The 19,358-nt window shown below is 62.7% G+C and carries 18 protein-coding genes and 1 tRNA gene; 7 read left to right on the top strand and 12 right to left on the bottom strand.

The window, feature by feature from the left end; translation table 11 throughout:
• Positions 1-16 precede the first annotated feature (16 nt).
• Positions 17-1,636: an ABC transporter ATP-binding protein gene (locus NKH52_RS10700; protein WP_352730746.1), complete on the top strand. Its 1,620-nt coding sequence runs from the start codon at positions 17-19 to the stop codon at positions 1,634-1,636.
• 33 nt (positions 1,637-1,669) lie between these two features.
• Here NKH52_RS10700 and NKH52_RS10695 read toward each other — a convergent pair whose 3' ends face one another.
• From NKH52_RS10695 to NKH52_RS10685, 3 genes are all read right to left on the bottom strand, one after another.
• Complete coding sequence (locus NKH52_RS10695; protein ID WP_352730745.1) at positions 1,670-2,014, bottom strand: hypothetical protein; 345 nt, start codon at positions 2,012-2,014, stop codon at positions 1,670-1,672.
• A 222-nt stretch (positions 2,015-2,236) separates the two neighbouring features.
• Positions 2,237-2,677 (bottom strand): hypothetical protein, encoded by a 441-nt coding sequence (locus tag NKH52_RS10690; protein WP_352730743.1) that lies wholly within the window; start codon positions 2,675-2,677, stop codon positions 2,237-2,239.
• A gap of 23 nt (positions 2,678-2,700) precedes the next feature.
• Positions 2,701-2,853, bottom strand: coding sequence for a hypothetical protein (locus NKH52_RS10685; protein ID WP_502908021.1), 153 nt, complete (start codon positions 2,851-2,853; stop codon positions 2,701-2,703).
• Between the two features lie 304 nt (positions 2,854-3,157).
• On the opposite strand from NKH52_RS10685, the gene NKH52_RS10680 reads away from it, so the two are divergent.
• Positions 3,158-3,541, top strand: a complete 384-nt coding sequence (locus NKH52_RS10680; RefSeq protein WP_352730741.1) for a hypothetical protein — start codon at positions 3,158-3,160, stop codon at positions 3,539-3,541.
• 439 nt (positions 3,542-3,980) lie between these two features.
• On the opposite strand, the gene NKH52_RS10675 is transcribed toward NKH52_RS10680, so the two are convergent.
• Positions 3,981-4,057 (bottom strand) — tRNA-Pro (locus NKH52_RS10675).
• Between the two features lie 200 nt (positions 4,058-4,257).
• Here NKH52_RS10675 and NKH52_RS10670 point away from each other — a divergent pair.
• Both NKH52_RS10670 and NKH52_RS10665 read left to right on the top strand, forming a co-directional pair.
• Complete coding sequence (locus NKH52_RS10670; RefSeq protein WP_352730739.1) at positions 4,258-5,778, top strand: phosphomannomutase/phosphoglucomutase; 1,521 nt, start codon at positions 4,258-4,260, stop codon at positions 5,776-5,778.
• Positions 5,779-5,789: 11 nt separating this feature from the next.
• Positions 5,790-8,027, top strand: coding sequence for a mannose-1-phosphate guanylyltransferase/mannose-6-phosphate isomerase (locus NKH52_RS10665; protein WP_352730737.1), 2,238 nt, complete (start codon positions 5,790-5,792; stop codon positions 8,025-8,027).
• Positions 8,028-8,050: 23 nt separating this feature from the next.
• Here NKH52_RS10665 and betB read toward each other — a convergent pair whose 3' ends face one another.
• The 5 genes from betB to betI are packed head-to-tail and all read right to left on the bottom strand — an operon-like array spanning position 8,051 to position 14,322.
• Entirely contained in the window at positions 8,051-9,514 is a 1,464-nt protein-coding gene (betB, locus tag NKH52_RS10660) for a betaine-aldehyde dehydrogenase (protein WP_352730735.1), read from the bottom strand.
• A gap of 45 nt (positions 9,515-9,559) precedes the next feature.
• A complete protein-coding gene (gene betA / locus NKH52_RS10655) occupies positions 9,560-11,212 on the bottom strand; it encodes a choline dehydrogenase (protein ID WP_127292463.1) in 1,653 nt (550 codons plus the stop codon).
• Positions 11,205-12,206 carry a threonine/serine dehydratase family protein gene (locus NKH52_RS10650; protein WP_352730733.1) on the bottom strand — a complete coding sequence of 334 codons (1,002 nt, stop codon included), beginning with the start codon at positions 12,204-12,206 and terminating at the stop codon, positions 11,205-11,207. Before NKH52_RS10650 ends, betA begins: the two co-directional genes overlap by 8 nt.
• Positions 12,206-13,735: a choline-sulfatase gene (betC, locus tag NKH52_RS10645; protein WP_352730731.1), complete on the bottom strand. Its 1,530-nt coding sequence runs from the start codon at positions 13,733-13,735 to the stop codon at positions 12,206-12,208. The genes NKH52_RS10650 and betC overlap by 1 nt, the downstream gene beginning before the upstream one ends.
• Positions 13,732-14,322, bottom strand: coding sequence for a choline-binding transcriptional repressor BetI (betI, locus tag NKH52_RS10640; protein WP_352730729.1), 591 nt, complete (start codon positions 14,320-14,322; stop codon positions 13,732-13,734). Before betI ends, betC begins: the two co-directional genes overlap by 4 nt.
• Before the next feature lie 197 nt (positions 14,323-14,519).
• Between betI and NKH52_RS10635 the strand changes: the two genes are divergently transcribed.
• Both NKH52_RS10635 and NKH52_RS10630 read left to right on the top strand, forming a co-directional pair.
• Positions 14,520-15,686, top strand: coding sequence for an acetyl-CoA acetyltransferase (locus tag NKH52_RS10635; RefSeq protein WP_352730727.1), 1,167 nt, complete (start codon positions 14,520-14,522; stop codon positions 15,684-15,686).
• 25 nt (positions 15,687-15,711) lie between these two features.
• Positions 15,712-16,716 carry an asparaginase gene (locus NKH52_RS10630; protein WP_352730725.1) on the top strand — a complete coding sequence of 335 codons (1,005 nt, stop codon included), beginning with the start codon at positions 15,712-15,714 and terminating at the stop codon, positions 16,714-16,716.
• Here NKH52_RS10630 and NKH52_RS10625 read toward each other — a convergent pair.
• Positions 16,709-18,085, bottom strand: coding sequence for a TIGR03808 family TAT-translocated repetitive protein (locus NKH52_RS10625; RefSeq protein WP_352730723.1), 1,377 nt, complete (start codon positions 18,083-18,085; stop codon positions 16,709-16,711). The two genes, NKH52_RS10630 and NKH52_RS10625, sit on opposite strands and share 8 nt — an antisense overlap.
• 120 nt (positions 18,086-18,205) lie before the next feature.
• On the opposite strand from NKH52_RS10625, the gene greA reads away from it, so the two are divergent.
• Complete coding sequence (gene greA / locus NKH52_RS10620; RefSeq protein WP_127292480.1) at positions 18,206-18,679, top strand: transcription elongation factor GreA; 474 nt, start codon at positions 18,206-18,208, stop codon at positions 18,677-18,679.
• Here greA and NKH52_RS10615 read toward each other — a convergent pair.
• Complete coding sequence (locus tag NKH52_RS10615) at positions 18,676-19,062, bottom strand: type II toxin-antitoxin system death-on-curing family toxin (RefSeq protein WP_352441313.1); 387 nt, start codon at positions 19,060-19,062, stop codon at positions 18,676-18,678. The two genes, greA and NKH52_RS10615, sit on opposite strands and share 4 nt — an antisense overlap.
• Positions 19,059-19,289 (bottom strand): AbrB/MazE/SpoVT family DNA-binding domain-containing protein, encoded by a 231-nt coding sequence (locus tag NKH52_RS10610; protein ID WP_023760503.1) that lies wholly within the window; start codon positions 19,287-19,289, stop codon positions 19,059-19,061. Before NKH52_RS10610 ends, NKH52_RS10615 begins: the two co-directional genes overlap by 4 nt.
• Between the last annotated feature and the right edge of the window lie 69 nt (positions 19,290-19,358).

Raw genomic sequence — 19,358 nt, 5'->3', positions numbered from 1 at the left:
GATGGGGATCGCCGAGATGGCTGCTTCCGAAACGATCCTCAGCGTCAAGGATTTGCGTGTCCGCTTCCGCACGCTGGACGGCGCGGTCGAGGCGGTCAAGGGCATCAACATCCATGTCAAATCAGGCGAGACCGTTGCCGTGGTTGGCGAATCCGGGTCCGGCAAAAGCCAGACGATGATGGCGGCGATGAGCCTGCTGGCATCGAATGGCGAAGCGACAGGCAGCGTCGATTATCGCGGCTGCAATCTTCTGACGCTCAGCAAATCCGAGCTCAACCAGGTTCGTGGCCGCAAGATCAGCATGATCTTTCAGGAGCCGATGACTTCACTCGATCCGCTCTATTCGATTGGCAATCAGTTGATCGAGCCGATCCGCCGACACCGGGGCCTGAATGCCCCCGACGCGCGGGAAGAGGCGCTCAAGCTGCTGCGGCTGGTGCATATTCCCGATCCCGAGCGGCGGATGAAATCCTATCCGCACGAAATGTCGGGTGGCCAGCGCCAGCGTGTGATGATCGCGATGGCGCTCGCCAACGACCCTGACATATTGATCGCCGACGAGCCGACGACGGCGCTCGACGTGACCATCCAGGCGCAGATCCTGATGCTTCTGGCCGAATTGCAGCGCAAGCTCGGCATGGCGATCGTCTTCATCACCCACGATCTCGGCATCGTCCGCCGCTTTGCCGACCGGGTCTATGTCATGCGCCAGGGCGAGGTTGTCGAGGAGGGGGAGGCGGAGGCCATCTTCGTCAATCCCCAGCATGCCTACACGAAAATGCTGCTGGCGGCCGAGCCGACCGGCAGCAAGGCGCCGCCGCCCGCCAATGCCCCGGTGCTGCTCGAAGGCAGGAATGTCGAAGTGACGTTCAGGATCGGCGGTGGGTTTCTCGCCGGCGAGCCGCTGATGCTGCGTGCCGTCGATCACATCTCGATCCGGCTGCAGCGCAACCAGACCATCGGCATCGTCGGTGAATCCGGCTCTGGCAAATCGACGCTCGGCCGCGCCTTGCTGCGGCTGTTGCCCAGTGACGGGCTCATCCGTTTTGGCGACCGCGACATTTCCCAGGCCGACCGGCAGGCGATGCGGCCGCTGCGGCGCCAGATGCAGCTCGTCTTCCAGGATCCGTTCGGCTCGCTGTCGCCGCGCATGACCGTCGGCCAGGTCATCACCGAAGGGCTCTTGGTGCATGAGCCGAACCTTTCGGGCAAGCAACGGGACCTGCGCGCGGTAGAGGCCCTGCGCGAGGTCGGCCTCGATCCCAACGCCCGCAACCGCTATCCGCACGAATTCTCCGGCGGCCAGCGGCAGCGCATCGCCATTGCTCGCGCCATGATCCTGAAGCCCGAGCTGGTGGTATTGGATGAGCCGACCTCGGCGCTCGATCGCTCTGTGCAGAAACAGATCGTCGAACTGCTGCGCAAGCTGCAGGCGGACCACGAATTGTCTTATCTCTTCATCAGCCACGATCTGTCGGTCGTGCGCGCCATGGCCGACTACATCATCGTCATGAAACAGGGCAAGATCGTCGAGGAAGGGCCGACCGAGGCGATCTTCAGCGATCCGCGGCACGCCTACACACAGACGCTGATGGCCGCCGCGATCGACGTGACGCGATTTCGCCTGAGCGCCTGAACCAGGCTTCGCACCGATACACTGGCTGTCCGCTCAATTTGTGGAGCTCGGGCACTTGCGTGCTCGCACAGCGGCAATGGCATCCTGTTGCTGCTTGAGCCGGCCGATCCTGGCTGTTTCGCGGTTGGCCACCGCGGTCTTCACGCGTGAGCCGCCGAGCAGCCAGCGTGGAACATTGGTGTTGGCGACCTTGCCGCGCGTGATTGCCGTTTGCGAGATGTCACGGGCGACGTCCCCCATCGCCCTGTTGAGGTCGGTGCACGTCATTGAATCGTATTTCGCTGGATCGACGGTTCTGCCGAGCGATGAACAGCCAGCGACGAGAACCAGCGTCATCACGAGAATCAAGGGCGAGGCTGTGGTTGAATTCAAATTCATGTCGCACTCGGCCCGCCGTTTCACTGACTCCATCAAGTTCACGACCCTAAGACCGACAGACCTTTTCGTCAAAATATGCGGCCTCGAAGAAACCTCCCTGGGCCCGGCCTTTGCGGCCGACGCAGGAACATCTCAGTCACTGGAATTGCTATCTGCCGAGTGTTGGGCTCAATCGCTGGCAAACGGAGAGTACCGGTTCCGGCGACGTCGGGGCGGCCTTTCCTACGCTGCCTCGGCCACGAACGTCGACGGGGGGCAACCGCCGAGCACTGTCTGAGCGATGTCGGCGTCATTTTCATCGACATGCGCCGTCACCAGAACGACCCCTTCGGCAACCTCCTGATCATCCGCCTTTATGGCGGCCGTGGCGAATGTTCCAAATAGACCGGCAACGCCGCCACAGACCGCGCCAGCCACCGCTGTTGGCAATACGCCCGCAGCAACAGGATTGATGCCATAGGCCGCAACGGCGCTCAGGCAGGCCAACCCGCCGGCGGCAGCGCCAAATAACGATCCCAAAGCGGAAACCCGAAGAGATCCCGCCTCGTCATTGTAAGGCCCGATGATCGCGATCTGTACGCGAGGAATTCCGGCCGCCACCAAGTCGCTGGCGACCCGCGCCGCATCGGCGGGAGAATCAAAAAGTCTGCTAATCGTCGGCATGGTCGCTTAACGCTTCTGGCTGTTCAGCAGCGGTCGGTGAGGAATGACGCGGCAATCAGATCGTCAACCTCGATTCGGCCCTCGCCGCCCTCCATGATGGCCGCGACCTTCTGGAAGGTCTTCATCTCGTCTTCGGTAATCTGGGCTTCCTGCATCCTGGCCTTGATCTCTGTCATGCGCATGCTCAGGGCATGGGATCTTTTGGTCTCACGGTTCGACATGCTGCTGCTCATAGTCTCATTGGTCATTTTTTGCCCGCCACCCGAATTTGGGGCAAGGGCAAACGTTTCCAACCTGGACTTCGGTCGGGGAGGGGCCGGACCTAAGTCTGATCGTAGGGCGCAATGGTCTTGCCGACGGCCGCCAAAAGCATGATCGGGATGCGTGCCAAAAGGCCTTTCGTGGCCCGACTCCATCAGGAATCGGGCCGGGGATCTGTGGTCAGTACCCGTCGTTTTCGATTACCACGGGATGGTGCCGATGGTGGTGACGATAGGTGGAGACGGAACCTGTCACGACAACGGTGTCGCGGTGATGATGCCGGCGCCCATGGTCATAGAACGCCACGGTACCATGGCGGCGGTGGTGCAAGCGCTGACCGTCTTCGTTGATGATCTTGACGCTGCTGTGATGTCGATGATGGGTTCTGACTACCACATCCGCTTCGGCTGCCGAAGCCACGACGGGCAGTCCAATGGAAAGCGCCAACGCGCACATGATCATTGTTTTCATTGCAGTTTCTCCATTTTCTTAATCAGCCCTTCATTGGATAAACTGCCCCTGATCGCTTTGGTTCCGGTCGTCCGGCATCGACCCGAACGTTCACTGGTCATCGCTGGATCTCGTCAAACAGCGGAACATTAGGCGTGCCTGATGGTTTTATTTCTCGCAGCCGGGATCACGATTTGGTGTCTGCTGCGGATCAGTCGGCAAAGGCTGGTCGGCCCGCGTTCTCCGCCAGAGGCGCGGGCTTCCCCGGGCAACAGGAGAGAGATCATGAACAATATCATTTGGCTCGTTGGAGCTGTGGTCATCGTGATAGCGATTTTGAGCTTTTTTGGCCTCCGCTGAGCGGGACGCGCGTACCAGTCGGGATGTTTTCCGGAATCTGCCCGCACGCACGAAAGCATCAGGCGGCCGGTTGAGACCGTCTGGCTACTGTGCAGTGCAACAGGCATCGCTGTCGGCCGGGTCATAGAGGCGGCGAATAGAAATTCGCCCATCCGACTGGCGGGGACGCGAGTAGTCTCGCTTGAGGCAGATGGAGCGCCGAAGTCGGGATGCGCTAACTCTTTGTTTTTTCTGGTCGGAGTGGCAGGATTTGAACCTGCGACCCCCTCGTCCCGAACGAGGTGCGCTACCAGGCTGCGCTACACTCCGTGACCAGACCGCGGGCTTATAGCCGCCACACTTGGTTCCTGCAAGCGGCACGGCGGCACTTCTGTCGCATTTCGTCGGCTTTCGTCGAGCATTGCCCGAAAGGCCCGGATTCCCTTCCGGAATAAACGTGGCTTAAAGCCTTGTGTGCTAAGCCGCAGCCCTCGACAATTCGTAATTTCGGCCATTCGGAGTTTCCAGTCTTGTCCTTCAGCATCGTTGGCGACGCCCGGCCCAACAGTTTCGAATTCGAAACCGCAGCGCTGATCAAGCCATCCGGCTTTCGCGAATATGATGCGCGCTGGTGGTTCGGCCATCCCGGCTCCGCGCAACGACCGGAACTCAATCTGATCGGCGTCCAGGCGCTCGGCATGGGGCTTGGTACGCTAATCCGCCGTCTCGGCGCCGGTCCCGATATCATTACCGGGCATGATTTCCGCTCCTATTCGCTGTCGATCAAACTGGCCCTGGTGTCCGGTTTGATGGCTGCAGGCGCACGGGTGAGGGACATCGGACTGGCGTTGTCGCCGATGGCGTATTTCGCTCAGTTCGCTTTGGATACGCCCTCGGTCGCCATGGTCACCGCTTCGCACAACGAAAATGGCTGGACCGGCGTCAAGATGGGTGCGGCGCGGCCGCTGACCTTCGGCCCGGAAGAGATGAGCGCGCTGAAAGCAATCGTGCTGTCCGGCGATTTTGACCTTGTCGGCGGCGGCTCCTACGATTTCATCCGTGACTTTCGCGCGACCTATCTCGACGATCTGACCCGCGACAAGCGCATCGCCCGAAAACTGAAAGTGGTCGCAGCCTGCGGCAATGGCACCGCCGGCGCCTTCGCGCCGCAAGCGTTGCAGCGCATCGGCTGCGAGGTCATCGCGCTCGACGTCGAGCTCGACCATACATTTCCGCGCTACAATCCCAATCCCGAGGACATGCGGATGCTGCATGCCATCCGGGACAAGGTGCTGGCATCAGGCGCCGACATCGGCCTTGGCTTCGACGGCGATGGCGACCGCTGCGGTGTCGTCGACAATGAAGGCAATGAAATTTTTGCCGACAAGGTCGGTGTGATGCTGGCAAGGGATATTTCCAGCCAGCATCCCAACTCGACCTTCGTCGTCGACGTCAAATCGACCGGCCTGTTCCATACCGACGCAATGCTGCGCGCCAATGGCGCCGTCACTGACTATTGGAAAACCGGCCATTCCTACATCAAGCGCCGCGTCGCCGAACTCGGTGCTGTCGCCGGTTTCGAAAAGTCGGGTCATTTCTTTTTCAATCCGCCGATTGGGCGCGGATATGACGACGGGCTGGTCACCGCCATCGCCATCTGCCAGATGCTGGATCGCAGCCCGGGCAGTTCGATGGCCGATCTCTACGGCGCGCTGCCGCTGACCTTCGGCACGCCGACCATGTCGCCGCACTGCGCGGACGAGGTGAAGTATGGCGTTGTCGAGCGGGTGGTTGCCGACTTTCAGGCCATGAAGCGGGATGGAATGGTTTTCGCTGGCCAGAAGATCGCAGACCTCATCACCGTCAACGGCGTGCGCGTCGTCGCCGATGACGGCACCTGGGGGCTGGTGCGGGCCTCATCGAACAAGCCGGAACTGGTCGTGGTCGTAGAAAGCCCGGTGTCGCAGCAGCGGCGAAGGCAAATGTTCGAGGCTGTCGACGCCGTGCTGCGCCGCAGCCCCGAAGTGGGCGCCTACAACCAGACCTTTTGAATGGTAATTGAATGACCGAGCGGATTGTCAGTTTTGTCATGAGCGGCGGCGTCGGCTCGCGGTTGTGGCCGCTGTCGCGCGAGGACAACCCCAAGCAGTTCCACGATCTGTCCGGCGCTGGCTCGATGCTGGCCAAGACCTTGCGTCGGCTGACGGCCCGGCTGGAAGGCGAAACGCCGATCTTCCTGATCGCCGCGGAGCGCCATGCTGATCGCGTTCACGCCGATCTTGCTGGTCTCGACCTCGCCGGCGGCGGTCCGCTGTTCGAGCCGACCGGGCGCAACACAGCCGCCGCCGTCGCACTGGCGACGCTGCGCACACTGTCTGAATTCGGCGATAGCCTGGTGCTGGTGGTGCCATCGGATCACGAAATATCCACCGCAAGCCAATTCTGGCAGAGCGTAGAAGCCGGCACCGAGGCAGCACGCGAGGGCAGGCTGGTGGTGTTCGGCATCAAGCCGACGCAACCAGAGACCGGCTACGGCTATATCGAGGTCGCGGCCGAAAGCGGCGGCACCTTCGACGTGTCGCGCTTCGTCGAAAAGCCGGATATTGCGACTGCGCAGAGCTATCTCAAGGCCGGAAATTTCTACTGGAACACCGGCATCTTCCTGTTTCGCGCCAGCACCATGCGTGACGCCTTCATAGCGTTCCAGCCGGATATCTGGCAGGCCACCGAAGCAGCCTACAAGGCAGCGACATCGGACCTGTCCGGCCTTTACATGCCGCTGGAACTCTACGCCGCCATTCCGTCGAACTCGATCGACTACGCCATCATGGAGCGGGCAAAAGACATCGCCATGGTGCCGGCCGGCTTCCGCTGGAACGATCTCGGCTCGTGGCAGTCGCTGCTCGATGTCGGCCCCGCAGACGACCGGGGCAATGTCATCATCGGCGATGTCGTCGCTATCGATTGCGAGAATTCCTACATTCGCAGTGACGGCCGCCTGCTGTCGGCGATCGGCATGAAGGACATCGCCATCGTTTCGACATCGGATGCCACCTTCGTTGCCCCGGTCAGCCACAGTCAACACGTCAAGAAGATCGTCGAGCAGCTCGAAAAATCGGGTCGCCTGGAAACCAGGTTCACGCCGGCGCATGACCGCGTCATCGAAAGCGGCGCCTGGCGGCGGCGCGTGCACCACTGGCTGTTTCAGGAGACCTTGCCGCTGTGGTCGACATCGGGCGTCGACGAACGCCATGGCGGTTTTCACGAAGCGCTTGGCTTGGACGCCTCGCCGTTGATGAAGCCCAAGCGCATGCGCACCATGGCAAGGCAGGTCTATGCCTTCGCCGTCGCCCGGGCGCGCGGCTGGGACGGTCCGGCCGACCGGCTGATCAGCCACGGCATCGCCTTCATGGCCGGCAAGGGCCGCACCGACAAAGGCGGCTGGGTTCGCACGCTGAACGTCGACGGCTCGGTCGCCGACGCCACCGAGGATGCCTACGATCATTCCTGCGTGCTCCTGGCGCTCGCGCATGCGCACATGTCTGGCAATCCCGACGCCTTGCGCCTCGGCGAGGAAACCTTCGCCTTTCTCGATGCGCATCTCGAAGACAGCCGTATGACCGGCTTTCTTGAGACGTCGGACGGCAAAGGCGAGCGCCGCTCCAACCCGCATATGCACCTGCTCGAGGCCTTTCTCGCCTGGCACCAGGCGACCGGCGAGCGCGCCCATCTGCGCCGCGCGGCGCGTATCATCGATCTCTTCCGCAGTCATTTCTTCGATCCGGAAAGCTGGACGCTTGGCGAGTATTTCGATGCCGAATGGAAACCCTCCACCGGCGAGAAAGGCTCATGGACCGAGCCCGGCCACCATTTCGAATGGGCCTCTTTGCTGGTAGATTTCGCCGGGCGTAGCGGCCAGGCCGAGTTGAGCGGCTTTGCCCGAAAACTTTACGCGTCAGCCACTGCCAATGGCCTCAACCGCGCCACCGGGCTTGCCTATGGCGCCGTCTCCAGGCAAGGCCTGCCGCTCGACCTGATATCCCGCAGTTGGCCGCAGGCCGAAGCCGTGAAGGCGGCGATCGCGCTGGATGGCTCTGGCGGCCCCGATCTCAAGCCGGAAATCGAAGCGCGCGTCGGCCGGCTGTTCCGCTGGCACATCGACCCGGCGCCGCTCGGCCTGTGGATCGATCGCATCGACGAGCGCGGCCGCTCGCTGGCATCGGACGTTCCTGCCAGCATCTTCTATCATCTGGTCTGCGCGCTGACGCAGTATCTTGATGGGACGGTGGAGAAGGGATGAGCCCGTATTGAGAGGCCGGCCTCTCAATACGGGCTCGCTACATCCCCAGTCTCGACATACACCGACTTCAGCTGCGAATAGAGTGCCAGTGCCGCCAGTGAATTCTCACGTCCGATGCCTGACTGCTTGAAGCCGCCGAACGGGATTTCCACCGGCGTCAGATTGTAGGCGTTGATCCAGCAGGTGCCGGCCTGCAACTCGGCGATGACGCGGTGGGCGCGCGGCAGGTCGCGCGTGAAGACGCCGGCGGCAAGGCCGAATTCGGTGTCGTTGGCGCGGTCGATCACCTCGTCCTCATCGTCGAACTTCAGCACGCTCATGACAGGCCCGAAAATCTCTTCGCGGGCGATGCGCATGCCATCGGTGACGCCGGTGAACACCGTCGGCTCGACGAAGAAGCCGCCCTGAAAACCCTGCAACGAAGGCACGTTGCCGCCGCAGGCGAGAACAGCTCCGTCCTGCTTGCCGATTTCGATATAGCCGACCACCTTGTCGTGCTGCGCCCTGGAGACCAACGGGCCCATCTGGGTTTCGGGGTCGAGCGGGTCGCCGATGCGGATTTTTTTGGTCCGCTCGACAAGGCGCTCGACGAAGCGGTCGTGGATGCCGCTCTGCACGAAGACGCGCGTGCCGTTGGAGCAGATCTGTCCGGTCGAATAGAAATTGCCGAGCATGGCGCCGCCGATGGCGTTCTCGATGTCGGCATCGTCGAAGACGATCAGCGGCGACTTGCCGCCGAGCTCCATCGTCGCGTGCTTCATTTTTGAGCCGGCCAGCGACAGCACCTTGCGGCCGGTCGGCACCGAACCGGTCACCGACACCTTGGCGACGACATCGTGGCCGACAAGCCCGGCGCCGACATCGCCATAGCCCTGCACGACGTTGAACAAGCCGTCGGGCAGCCCGGCCTCGCTGTAGATCTCCGCCAGTGCGAGTGCTGAAAGCGGCGTGTTTTCCGATGGCTTGAACACCATGGCATTGCCCATGGCGAGTGCCGGTGCCGATTTCCAGCCGGCGATCTGGATCGGATAGTTCCAGGCGCCGATGCCGACACAGACGCCGAGCGCTTCGCGCCTTGTGTAGGCGAAGGGTCCGCCGAGATCGACCGACTCGCCATTGTAGGCGGCGACGGCGCCGCCGAAATATTCAAGGCAGTCCGCGGCGGAAGGCGCGTCCGCCACCAGCGTTTCCTGGATCGCCTTGCCGGTGTCCAACGTCTCGATGCGGGCGAGGTCGGCATTTCGGGCGCGCAATATGTCGGCGGCGCGGCGCAGGATGCGCCCGCGCTCGACAGGTTTCAGCCGCGCCCAAGCGGGCTGCGCCGCCCGCGCTGCCTCGACGGCGAGCTCCAGCACGTTCGGCGTCGCCGAACGTAGCATGGCGATGGTCTCACCGGTTGCCGGATAGATGACCGGCAGCGGCGCGCCGCCTTCGTCCTCGATGTAGCGTCCATTGACATAGTGCGATGCCGTGGGCTGGGCGCGCATGGTTTTCTCCAGATGTATTCGCTACCAAGTCCGTTCGACAATGCCCTATCGATCCGCGACCTGCCAGCGCGGATTGATCCATGGTTCCTGATTGGACGGCGCCAGCGGCGTGCGGCCAAGGATGTGGTCGGAAGCCTTTTCGCCGGTCATGATCGAGGGTGCATTGAGATTGCCGTTGGTGACGCGCGGGAAGATCGAGGAATCGGCGACCCGCAATCCTTCGACGCCGATGACCCGGCACTCCGGATCGACGACACTCATCATGTCGTCGGCGCGGCCCATCTTGCAGGTGCCGCAAGGATGGTAGGCGCTCTCTGCGTGATCCCTGATGAAGATGTCGAGATCGTCGTCCGACTGCACGTGGCTGCCCGGCGAGATTTCGTTGCCCCGATAGCGATCGAACGCCGACTGGCCGAAGATCTCGCGCGTCAGCCTTATGCAGTGGCGGAACTCCGCCCAGTCGTCAGGATGCGACATGTAGTTGAAGTGGATCACCGGCTTCGATTTCGGGTCCGGCGAGCGCAGCGTCACCGAGCCGCGCGACTTCGAGCGCATCGGCCCGACATGCGCCTGGAAACCGTGCGACTTGGCCGCGGCCTTGCCGTCATAGCGGACAGCGGCAGGGATGAAATGGTACTGGATGTCGGGGTAGTCGACGCCTGCACGTGAGCGCACGAAGGCCGCCGCCTCAAAGTGGTTGGTGGCGCCAAGCCCGGTCTTGAGGAACAGCCACTGCGCGCCGATGAGCGCTTTCGAGAACGGATTCAGCACCGAATTGAGCGTGATCGGCAGCAATGATTCCTGCTGGATGTAGAGCTCCATATGGTCCTGCAAATTGCGGCCGACGCCGGGTCTGTCGGCCACTACGGCAATGCCGTTTTCGCGCAAATGCTCGGCCGGGCCGATGCCGGACAGCATCAGGATCTTGGGCGAGTTGATCGATGATGCGGCAACGATCACCTCACGTCGCGCCTTAACGACCTGAATCTGTTTGTTAGCTTCGATCTCGACACCGACGGCGCGTTGATTCTCGATGATCACCCGGCGGGCGAAACCCTTGAGCAGGCTAACGTTCTTGCGTTTGAGAGCTGGCTTCAGATAGGCGGATGCCGCCGACCAGCGGCGGCCGCCGCTTATGGTCTGCTCCATCGGCCCAAAGCCTTCCTGCTTAGCGCCGTTGTAATCGTCGGTCAGTTCGAACCCGGCCTGGCGACCGGCCTCGACGAATGCGCCGTAGAGCGGATTTTTACGCGAGCCGCGCTGCACATGCAGCGGCCCGCCGTGACCGCGCCAGCCATCCTCGCCGCCGTCCGAGTCCTCCATGCGCTTGAAATAAGGAAGCACGTCGGCGAAGCCCCAGCCGGCCGCACCCTCTTCGGCCCAATGGTCGAAGTCGCGGGCGTGGCCGCGCACATAGACCATGCCGTTGATCGAGGACGAGCCGCCGATGACCTTGCCGCGCGGCGTCGCCAGCACGCGGCCGCCGAGATGCGGTTCCGGCTCGCTGGCAAAACCCCAGTCGTAGAGGCTCATGTTGAGCGGGATCGACAGCGCCGACGGCATCTGGATCAGCGGCCCGATATCGCTGCCGCCGAATTCGATGACGATGACCGAATGCTTGCCGTCCTCCGACAGGCGATAGGCCATGGCCGAGCCGGCCGAGCCGGAGCCGATGATGACGAAATCCGCTTCAAGCATGGTTCATATGCGCCATAAAGTCGGCGAGCGAGACATTGCCGCCAGTAGCCACAACCAGGACGGTTTTGCCCGCCACATCCACCTCGCCGCCGAGCAGTGCCGCCAGCGAGGCGGCGCCGGACGGTTCGAGCACCAGCTTCATGCGCTCGAAGGCGATCCGCATCGCCCGGCGGACAGACGCGTCCTCGACGGTGATGCCGCGAACACCTGCCGTCTTCACCGCGGCAAACGGAGCATCGCCCGGCCGTCGCGACATCAAACCGTCGCATATCGATTTCGGCCCGATCGGCATCGTCTCGATGCTGCCATGCGCCAGTGACGAGCCCATGCCGTTGAAACCTTCCGGCTCGACGCCGATGATCTCAGTGGCGGGCGACAGATAGTGGAAGGCAAGCGAAACGCCGCCGATCAGTCCGCCGCCGCCGACCGAGCAGAACAAAAGATCAGCGCTGGCACCTTTGGCTTCGAGTTGGTCGAGCGCTTCGAGGCCGGCGCCCGCCTGGCCGGCGACGATCTCCGGATCGTCGAATGGATGCAGCAGCGCCAGCCCCTCGGTCTCGGCGATCTCGCGTGCCTTGGCGGCCGCGACTTCCTCACGTGCGCGCTCGCCGTGGTCGGTCAGCACGACACGAGCGCCATAGCCTGCCGTGGCGTCGCGCTTGGCGGCCGGTGCGTCGATCGGCATGACGATGGTGACCGGAATGGCAAGCGCCTGGCCGGCGGCCGCCAGCCCTTGCGCGAAATTGCCGGAGGAATAGGCGACGACGCCTTTCCTGGCTTCGTCAGCCGAAAGCCGCTTCAGCCGCCAATAGGCGCCGCGCACCTTGAACGAGCCGGCCCATTGCAGCGATTCCGGCTTGATGAAGACGCGGGCCGCCCCCGTCTCACGGGCCAGTGCCGTCGATTCCAGCAGCGGCGTGATTTGCGTCGCCCTGGATGTGACGGCATAGGCCTGCTTGAGGTGGTCGAGGGAGGGGACGAGAAGGTCTGACATCATTCGCCTCGCGGATACCGCTTGCTGTCTTCGAGATTGTCGAGGTTCATGTGATTGCGCATGTAACGCTCGGACGCCTTTTGCAGCGGCTGGAAATCCCAGGGATAGTAGGCGCCGTTGCGCAGCGCCGGATAGACGACCCAGCGGCGCGCCTGGCTTTCGCGCACGGCAGCATCGAAGCCGGCCATGTTCCAGCGTGCCTGGACCTTGTCCATGAATACCGCCACCAAGCCCGTATTGGCGGGGTCGTCGGCTAGATTGACCCGTTCGAGCGGATCGGCTTCGAGATCGAACAGTTGCGGCGGATCGAGTTCGCAATGGACGAATTTGTATCTGCCGTCGCGGATCGCCACCAAAGGCGCGTTTGAGCCTTCGGCGGCATATTCCATCAGCACCGGCGCCGTGCGCTCGATGCCCTCGGTAAGCGGCAGCAGCGACTGGCCGTCGGTCCACGGCGCGATCGCGGCGATGTCGATGCCGGCGAGGTGGCAAAGCGTCGGCGCCACGTCGAGATTGGAGACCGGCGTCTCGATCAGCCCGGCCGGCACACCCTTGCCCGCAATCATCAGCGGCACCCGCGCCGAGCCCTCGAAGAAGCTCATCTTGAACCACAGGCCGCGCTCGCCGAGCATGTCGCCGTGGTCCGAGCAGAACAGGATGATTGTGTCGTCGGCCATGCGGGTGCGCTCGAGAACATCCAGGATTTCGCCGAGCTTGTCGTCGACATAGGAGATGTTGGCGAAATAGCCCTGCCGCGAACGACGCACCTGTTCCGGCGTGATCTCGAAAGAAGGATAGTCGCTGGCGTGGTATAGCCGCCGGGAGTGCGCATCCTGCTCGTCATGCGCGATGAACCCGGTTTCCGGGTCCAGCGCCTGGCAGTGCTCGTAAAGATCCCAATACTGCTTGCGCGCGACATAGGGATCGTGCGGGTGCGACAGCGATACGGTGAGGCACCAGGGCCGATGGTTCGCATCATCCTGTTCGCGCGAAAGCTGATAGAGCTTCTGCGTGGCCAGGAACACGACCTCGTCGTCATACTCCATCTGGTTGGTGATCTCGGCGACGCCAGCGCCGGTCACCGAACCCAGATTGTGATACCACCAGTCGATACGCTCGCCCGGCTTGCGGTAATCCGGCGTCCAGCCGAAATCGGCAGGATAAATGTCGGTCGTCAGTCGCTCCTCGAAACCGTGCATCTGATCCGGTCCGACGAAATGCATCTTGCCCGACAGGCAGGTGTAGTAGCCGGCGGCGCGCAGATGGTGGGCGAAGGTCGGGATCGATGAGGCGAATTCGGCGGCATTGTCATAGACGCCGGTGCGCGACGGCAACTGCCCGCTCATGAACGAGGCACGGCCCGGGGCGCAGAGCGGCGAGGCGGTGTAGTTGTTGGCAAAGCGTGCCGATCGGGCGGCCAGCGCCTTCAGATGCGGTGTGTGCAGAAACTCCGCCGGGCCGTCCGGAAACAGGGTTCCGTTAAGCTGATCGACCATGACGATCAGGAAATTGGGTCGCTTCGTTGTCACTGTTTGCGCCGCCCGCCAAGTTTGGTTTCGAGATAGTCCTCGACCAGCGCGATCGCGGTCGAGGCATCGGGCACGCCGTCCTTCAACGCCCGCCTGATGTAGAGCCCGTCGATCATTGCCGCTGTCGTTTCGGCGGCGCGGTCGGCTTCGGCTCTGGGCAAGATGCCGGTCAGCCCGCTCATCAGGTTCGAGTGCAGCCGCCGCGCATAGACTCTGAGCAGCCGGCGCAAGGCCGATGATTTCTGCGCCTCGACATAGAAGGCGAGCCAGGCGGCGATGGTTTCCGGCTGGAACTGGATGTCGGAGAAGTTGACGGCGACCACCGCCGAGACGCGTTCGCGCGCGGTGCTGGCTGAACCAAGGGCGCGCAACGTGTCGGCGGTAAGCTCTGCCAGGATGTGGCGCATCGTCGCCAGCAGCAGCTCGTCCTTGGCGCCGAAATAGTGATGGGCAAGAGCCGATGAAACGCCGGCGCGCCCGGCGATTTCGGACATGGTCACGTCGAGCGAGCCGCGCTCGCCGATCGCCGAGATCGTGGCGTCGATAAGCGCCTTGCGGCGCAGCGGTTCCATTCCGATTTTCGGCATCTTGCAATGATCCCTTTCGAGTAGGATTATTTTTTATTGACGGGTCAATCAACAAAAAAATCACTGGCGTCGCCTGTACCAAGCGATCGTCTGGTTCCAGCCCTTCACGAGGCGAGCAGGATTGTTTATATTTGAACAATAGAGGCGAAATGCGCCGTGGCCCACATGCCAGGCTGGCGCCAAGGATGGAGACCGCCATGACCGCATGCATCGTTGGCTGGGCGCATTCGCGCTTCGGCAAGCTCGAGGGCGAAACGCTCGAAAGCCTCATCGTCAAGGTCGCTACGGACGCACTCGACCATGCCGGCATCGGTCCCGACGAGGTCGACGAGATCGTGCTCGGCCACTTCAATGCCGGCTTTTCGGCGCAGGATTTTACCGCCAGCCTGGTGCTGCAGGCCGACGACCGGCTGCGCTTCAAGCCGGCGACGCGCGTCGAAAACGCTTGCGCCACCGGATCGGCGGCGGTCCGCCAGGGCATCCGTGCCATCGACGCGAATGCCGCTCGCATCGTGCTGGTGGTCGGCGCGGAGCAGATGACGACAACGCCGGGGCCGGAGATCGGCAAAAACCTGCTCAAGGCGTCCTATCTGCCCGAGGACGGCGAGACACCGGCGGGTTTCGCTGGCGTCTTCGGCAAGATCGCGCAGGCTTATTTTCAGCGCTACGGCGACCAGTCGGATGCGCTGGCCATGATTGCCGCCAAGAACCACAAGAACGGCGTCGACAATCCCTATGCGCAGATGCGCAAGGATTTCGGCTATGAGTTCTGCCGCCAGGAGAGCGAGAAGAACCCCTTCGTCGCCGGTCCTCTGAAGCGCACCGACTGCTCGCTGGTCTCCGACGGCGCCGCCGCCCTCATTCTCGCCGACACCGCCACGGCGCTTAAGATGCGTCGTGCCGTTGCCTTCCGCGCCAACGAGCATGTGCAGGATTTCCTGCCGATGTCGAAGCGCGACATCCTGACCTTCGAAGGCTGCGAGCAGGCTTGGACCCGGGCGCTCAAGAACGCCGGCGTGACGCTCGACGATCTCTCCTTCGTCGAAACGCATGACTGCTTCACCATTGCCGAACTGATCGAATATGAGGCGATGGGCCTTGCCAAGCCGGGAGAGGGGGCCAAGCTGGCGCTGGACGGCACAACGGCCAGGGATGGTCGCCTGCCGGTCAATCCATCCGGCGGGCTGAAGGCCAAGGGCCATCCGATCGGCGCCACGGGCGTGTCCATGCATGTCTTGACCGCCATGCAGCTTGTCGGCGAGGCTGGCGGCATCCAGGTGCCGGGCGCAAAACTTGGCGGCATCTTCAACATGGGCGGTGCGGCGGTGGCCAACTACGTTTCCATTCTCGACCGGATCAGATAAACCGCCCGCATTTACGGGAGGGTTCATGACAAATCCGGTTCTGATCGAAGTGTTGCGCGGCGCGATCGTCGAGAGCGCGCATCGCGGCTCGGTCGCGGTCTTCGATGGCGACGGCAAGCCCGTCTGGGAGATCGGCGACACGGCCAAGCCGGTGTTTCCGCGCTCCGCCGTCAAGGCGATCCAGGCACTGCCATTGGTCGAAAGCGGGGCGGCAGATGCCTATGGCTTCGGCAACCGCGAACTGGCGCTCGCCTGCGCGTCCCACTCGGGCGAGCCGGCCCATGTCGACCTTGCGCGCTCCATGCTGGCCAAGGCCGGGCTGGACGGATCAGCGCTCGAATGCGGCACGCATTGGCCGTCCAATCATGACGCCGAGATTGCGCTCGCCCGCGCCGGCGGTTCGCCGAACGCGTTGCACAACAACTGCTCCGGCAAACACTCCGGCTTCCTCTGCACCTGCGTCCACGCCGGCATTGCACATCGCGGCTATGTCAAGCCGGGACATGGCCTGCAGGAGCTGGTGCGCGACGCCATGCAATCGGTGACGGGCGCTGTCCATGGTGAGGGCCAGCGAGCCATTGATGGCTGTTCGATCCCGACCTATGCGGTGCCGCTCAGCAGCTTCGCGCTCGGCTTTGCCCGGATGGCCACGACATCAGGTTTTGGCCCAGAGCGAGCCAAGGCTGCAAGGCGGCTGCTTTTCGCCTGCATGGCCGAGCCCTTCTTCGTTGCCGGCAGCGGCCGCGAAGACGTCGCGCTGATGCAGGCCGCACCAGGGCGGATTTTCACCAAAGGCGGCGCCGAGGGCGTCCATTGTGCCGCAATTCCGGAGCTCGGTCTCGGCATCGCGCTCAAATGCGACGATGGCGCCGGCCGCGCCGGCGAAGCCATGGTTGCCGCCGTCCTTGCCAAACTGTTGCGCGCCGACGAGGCCTTGGCGTTCAAGCTGAGCGAATTGGCAAACACGCCCATCGAAAACCGCAACGGTGCCAAGGTCGGGGCGCTGAGGCCGACAGCGGCCCTCAACTGACGTGATTGCGCTCGACGGTCAGATGCGCATAGCCGCTATCGTTTGAGGAGGCGAGATCGCCTGTCACCGGTTCCGCCCAGCGCTGGCCGACAACCGCTCCGTTCAGCGCGCCGTCGATGACATTGTCTGAAATGACGGCCGTACCGGCGCCCTCGACCACGGATACGATGATCCCGGTTCCAGCCTTGCGGATAATGTTGCCGGTGGCCACGACATTGCGCAGATACGGGCCCCAGCCGATCTGCAAGCCATAGAGCGGCGCGTTCTCGATGACATTGTTGGAAACGGTGGTGTCGGCCTCGACACCGATGCCGACGCCAAAGCCCGGCGAGTCGGCAGGGTAGGGGCCGCTGGTCGACAGATTGCGCACAATGTTGCCCGAGCAGACGCCCATGCGGCCGCCTTCGTTGAAATTGACGATCGAGATGCCGTTGGCGGCGCCGTCGACGATGTTGTTGCTGATGATGGCGCCTTCGAACGAGAACTCGGAATAGACCGCCGTTTCGCCCGAGCGCGAGCAGGTGTTACCCGATATCTGCAGGTTGCTGGCGCTGTTGGCGCGGATCGCCGAGAAGGCGCAGTCCGAGACGATGTTGCCCGAGATGACGACATTGCCGGCGCGAAAGGCATTGATGCCGTTGCCGTTCTGCCCGGTTCCGCCGCCGCGTGCCTGGATCCGTTGGACGCGGTTGCCGGTGACCATGGTGCCGTCTTCCGCCGCCTGCCAGCGGTGCACGAGGATGCCGCCATTGGCGCAATCGGAGACGGTGTTGCCCGTGATAGACAGCCCGCCAGCCTCGACCGAGTAAATGCCGGCATCGGCGGCACCCGATATCTCGCTGCGCTCGACCCCGCCCGCCGCATGTTCCAGCGCCAGTCCGTTCTTGCCGCTGCCGGTGATCTGGCAATTGTCGATGGCGAGGTGCGCGATACGGCGCAGATCGAGCAGCCCTTGCGTGTAATCGCCCATCGTGCGGTTCGAACCATCGAAGACCAGACCGCTAAGTTCGATATGGTCGGCCTGTTCGGCCATGAACAGGTGGCCGTCACCGCCGTAAACGATGCGCGTCGCGCCCGGCACGCCGGAAAGACGCACGCGGCCGGGCAGCGAAAGATTGGAGACGACATAGGTGCCGGGCGGCAGGAATATCGGCATGTCGCGGCTGTTTGCGTCACGCAGGAGTTTGGCGAAGGCCTTGCTCTGATCGTCTGATGTGCCGGGCTGCACGCCGAGGTCGGTGGCGTTGATCGAGCCGCGCATCGAGGCTTTCTCGATGCCAGTCAGGTTTGCGGCCACCGCCTTGCCAAACGCAAGCCCCATGACGGCAAAGCCGGCGGTCCCGGTCAGCAGCGTTCGTCTGTTCAACATCGGCACAGAATCCCAGCGTTCAAGCCTGCTGTTGCAGGAATCGTGCCAGCCGTTCTGTCTCTCCTGCCGAGCGCGCGACAATGGCTTGTCGAGCAGCCTCTGCGGGCCTAAGTTCAGGAAATGAGCAGAGCTTTCACCCGCGAGGAAGACAGCGAAAATGCCATTGCCGGTGTCGGTGAACGGCCAGTCAGCCACCATCGCAATCTGGTGACGGAACGCGGCCTGGCGATGATCGACGAGAATCTTGCCGATCTGCGCGACATACTGGCGAAGGCCGAACGGAAAGCCGACCGCGAGCGCATTGCGGTCGTGTCGCGCGACCTGCGCTATTGGACCGCCCGGCGTGAAAGCGCCGAACTCTCCGTACCGGAGCCGGGCAGCGACCTGATACGCTTCGGCATGGGCGTCACGATCGAGAGCGATGACGGCAGGAAGGTGCATTGGAAGATTGTCGGCGAGGACGAAGCCGATCCGGCCAAGGGCAGCATTTCGCATGTTTCGCCGATGGCCATGGCCCTGTTCGGCAAGAAGGTCGGCGACTTGGCCAGCGTCAACGGCAAGGAATGGGAAATCGTCAAGCTGTCCGAGAGCTAATCCTCGAGCTTGACGACATGGTCGCGGAAGAAAGCCGCGGCTCCAGTTTCATCGATCTCGCCAGCAGCGACCATCAAGACCAGTTGAATGACGTCCTGCTGGTCGGCCTCGACGCTCAATCCGTTGAAATAAAGAAACAGATCGGCCGCTGCAAAGGCAGTACGTTTGTTGCCGTCAACGAACGGATGATTTTTGGCGATGCCGAACAGGTATGCCGCCGCCAGTTCGCAAAGATCCGGATCGCCATAAATCTCTCGTTGCTGTGGACGGGAGAGCGCCGACTCCAGCATGCCTTCATCACGTATCCCTGCCGCCCCGCCGTGCAGGCGCAACTGCTCAGCGTGAAGCGACTCCACGAACTCCCTCAAATGATGCTCGGTCATTTCGCGAGCGCGCGGTAGGCAACCTCGTACTTTTTCATCCGCTCGCGTGCGATCTTCATCTTACGCTCGAATTCCTCGGCGCTGTCTTCGGTGCGACGCAAACGAAGCTCTTCACCTTCCTGAACGATGACGATGCTGTCGCCTGCCTTCATGTTGAGACGATCGAGCAACTCCTTGGGCAGGATCACACCCTCGGAATTGCCGATCTTGCGAATGGTCGTGTTCATGACAGATATCCTGTTGCAACGCAGATTATAACTCGACCGGCGAGAAGTTGCAACAGATATTATAACAAG

Source organism: Mesorhizobium sp. M1066 (assembly GCF_040318635.1).
In the GTDB taxonomy this organism is placed as follows: Bacteria; Pseudomonadota; Alphaproteobacteria; order Rhizobiales; family Rhizobiaceae; genus Mesorhizobium.
The sequence above is the reverse complement of the archived record's forward strand: the minus strand, read 5'-3'. Positions and strand labels throughout refer to the sequence as shown.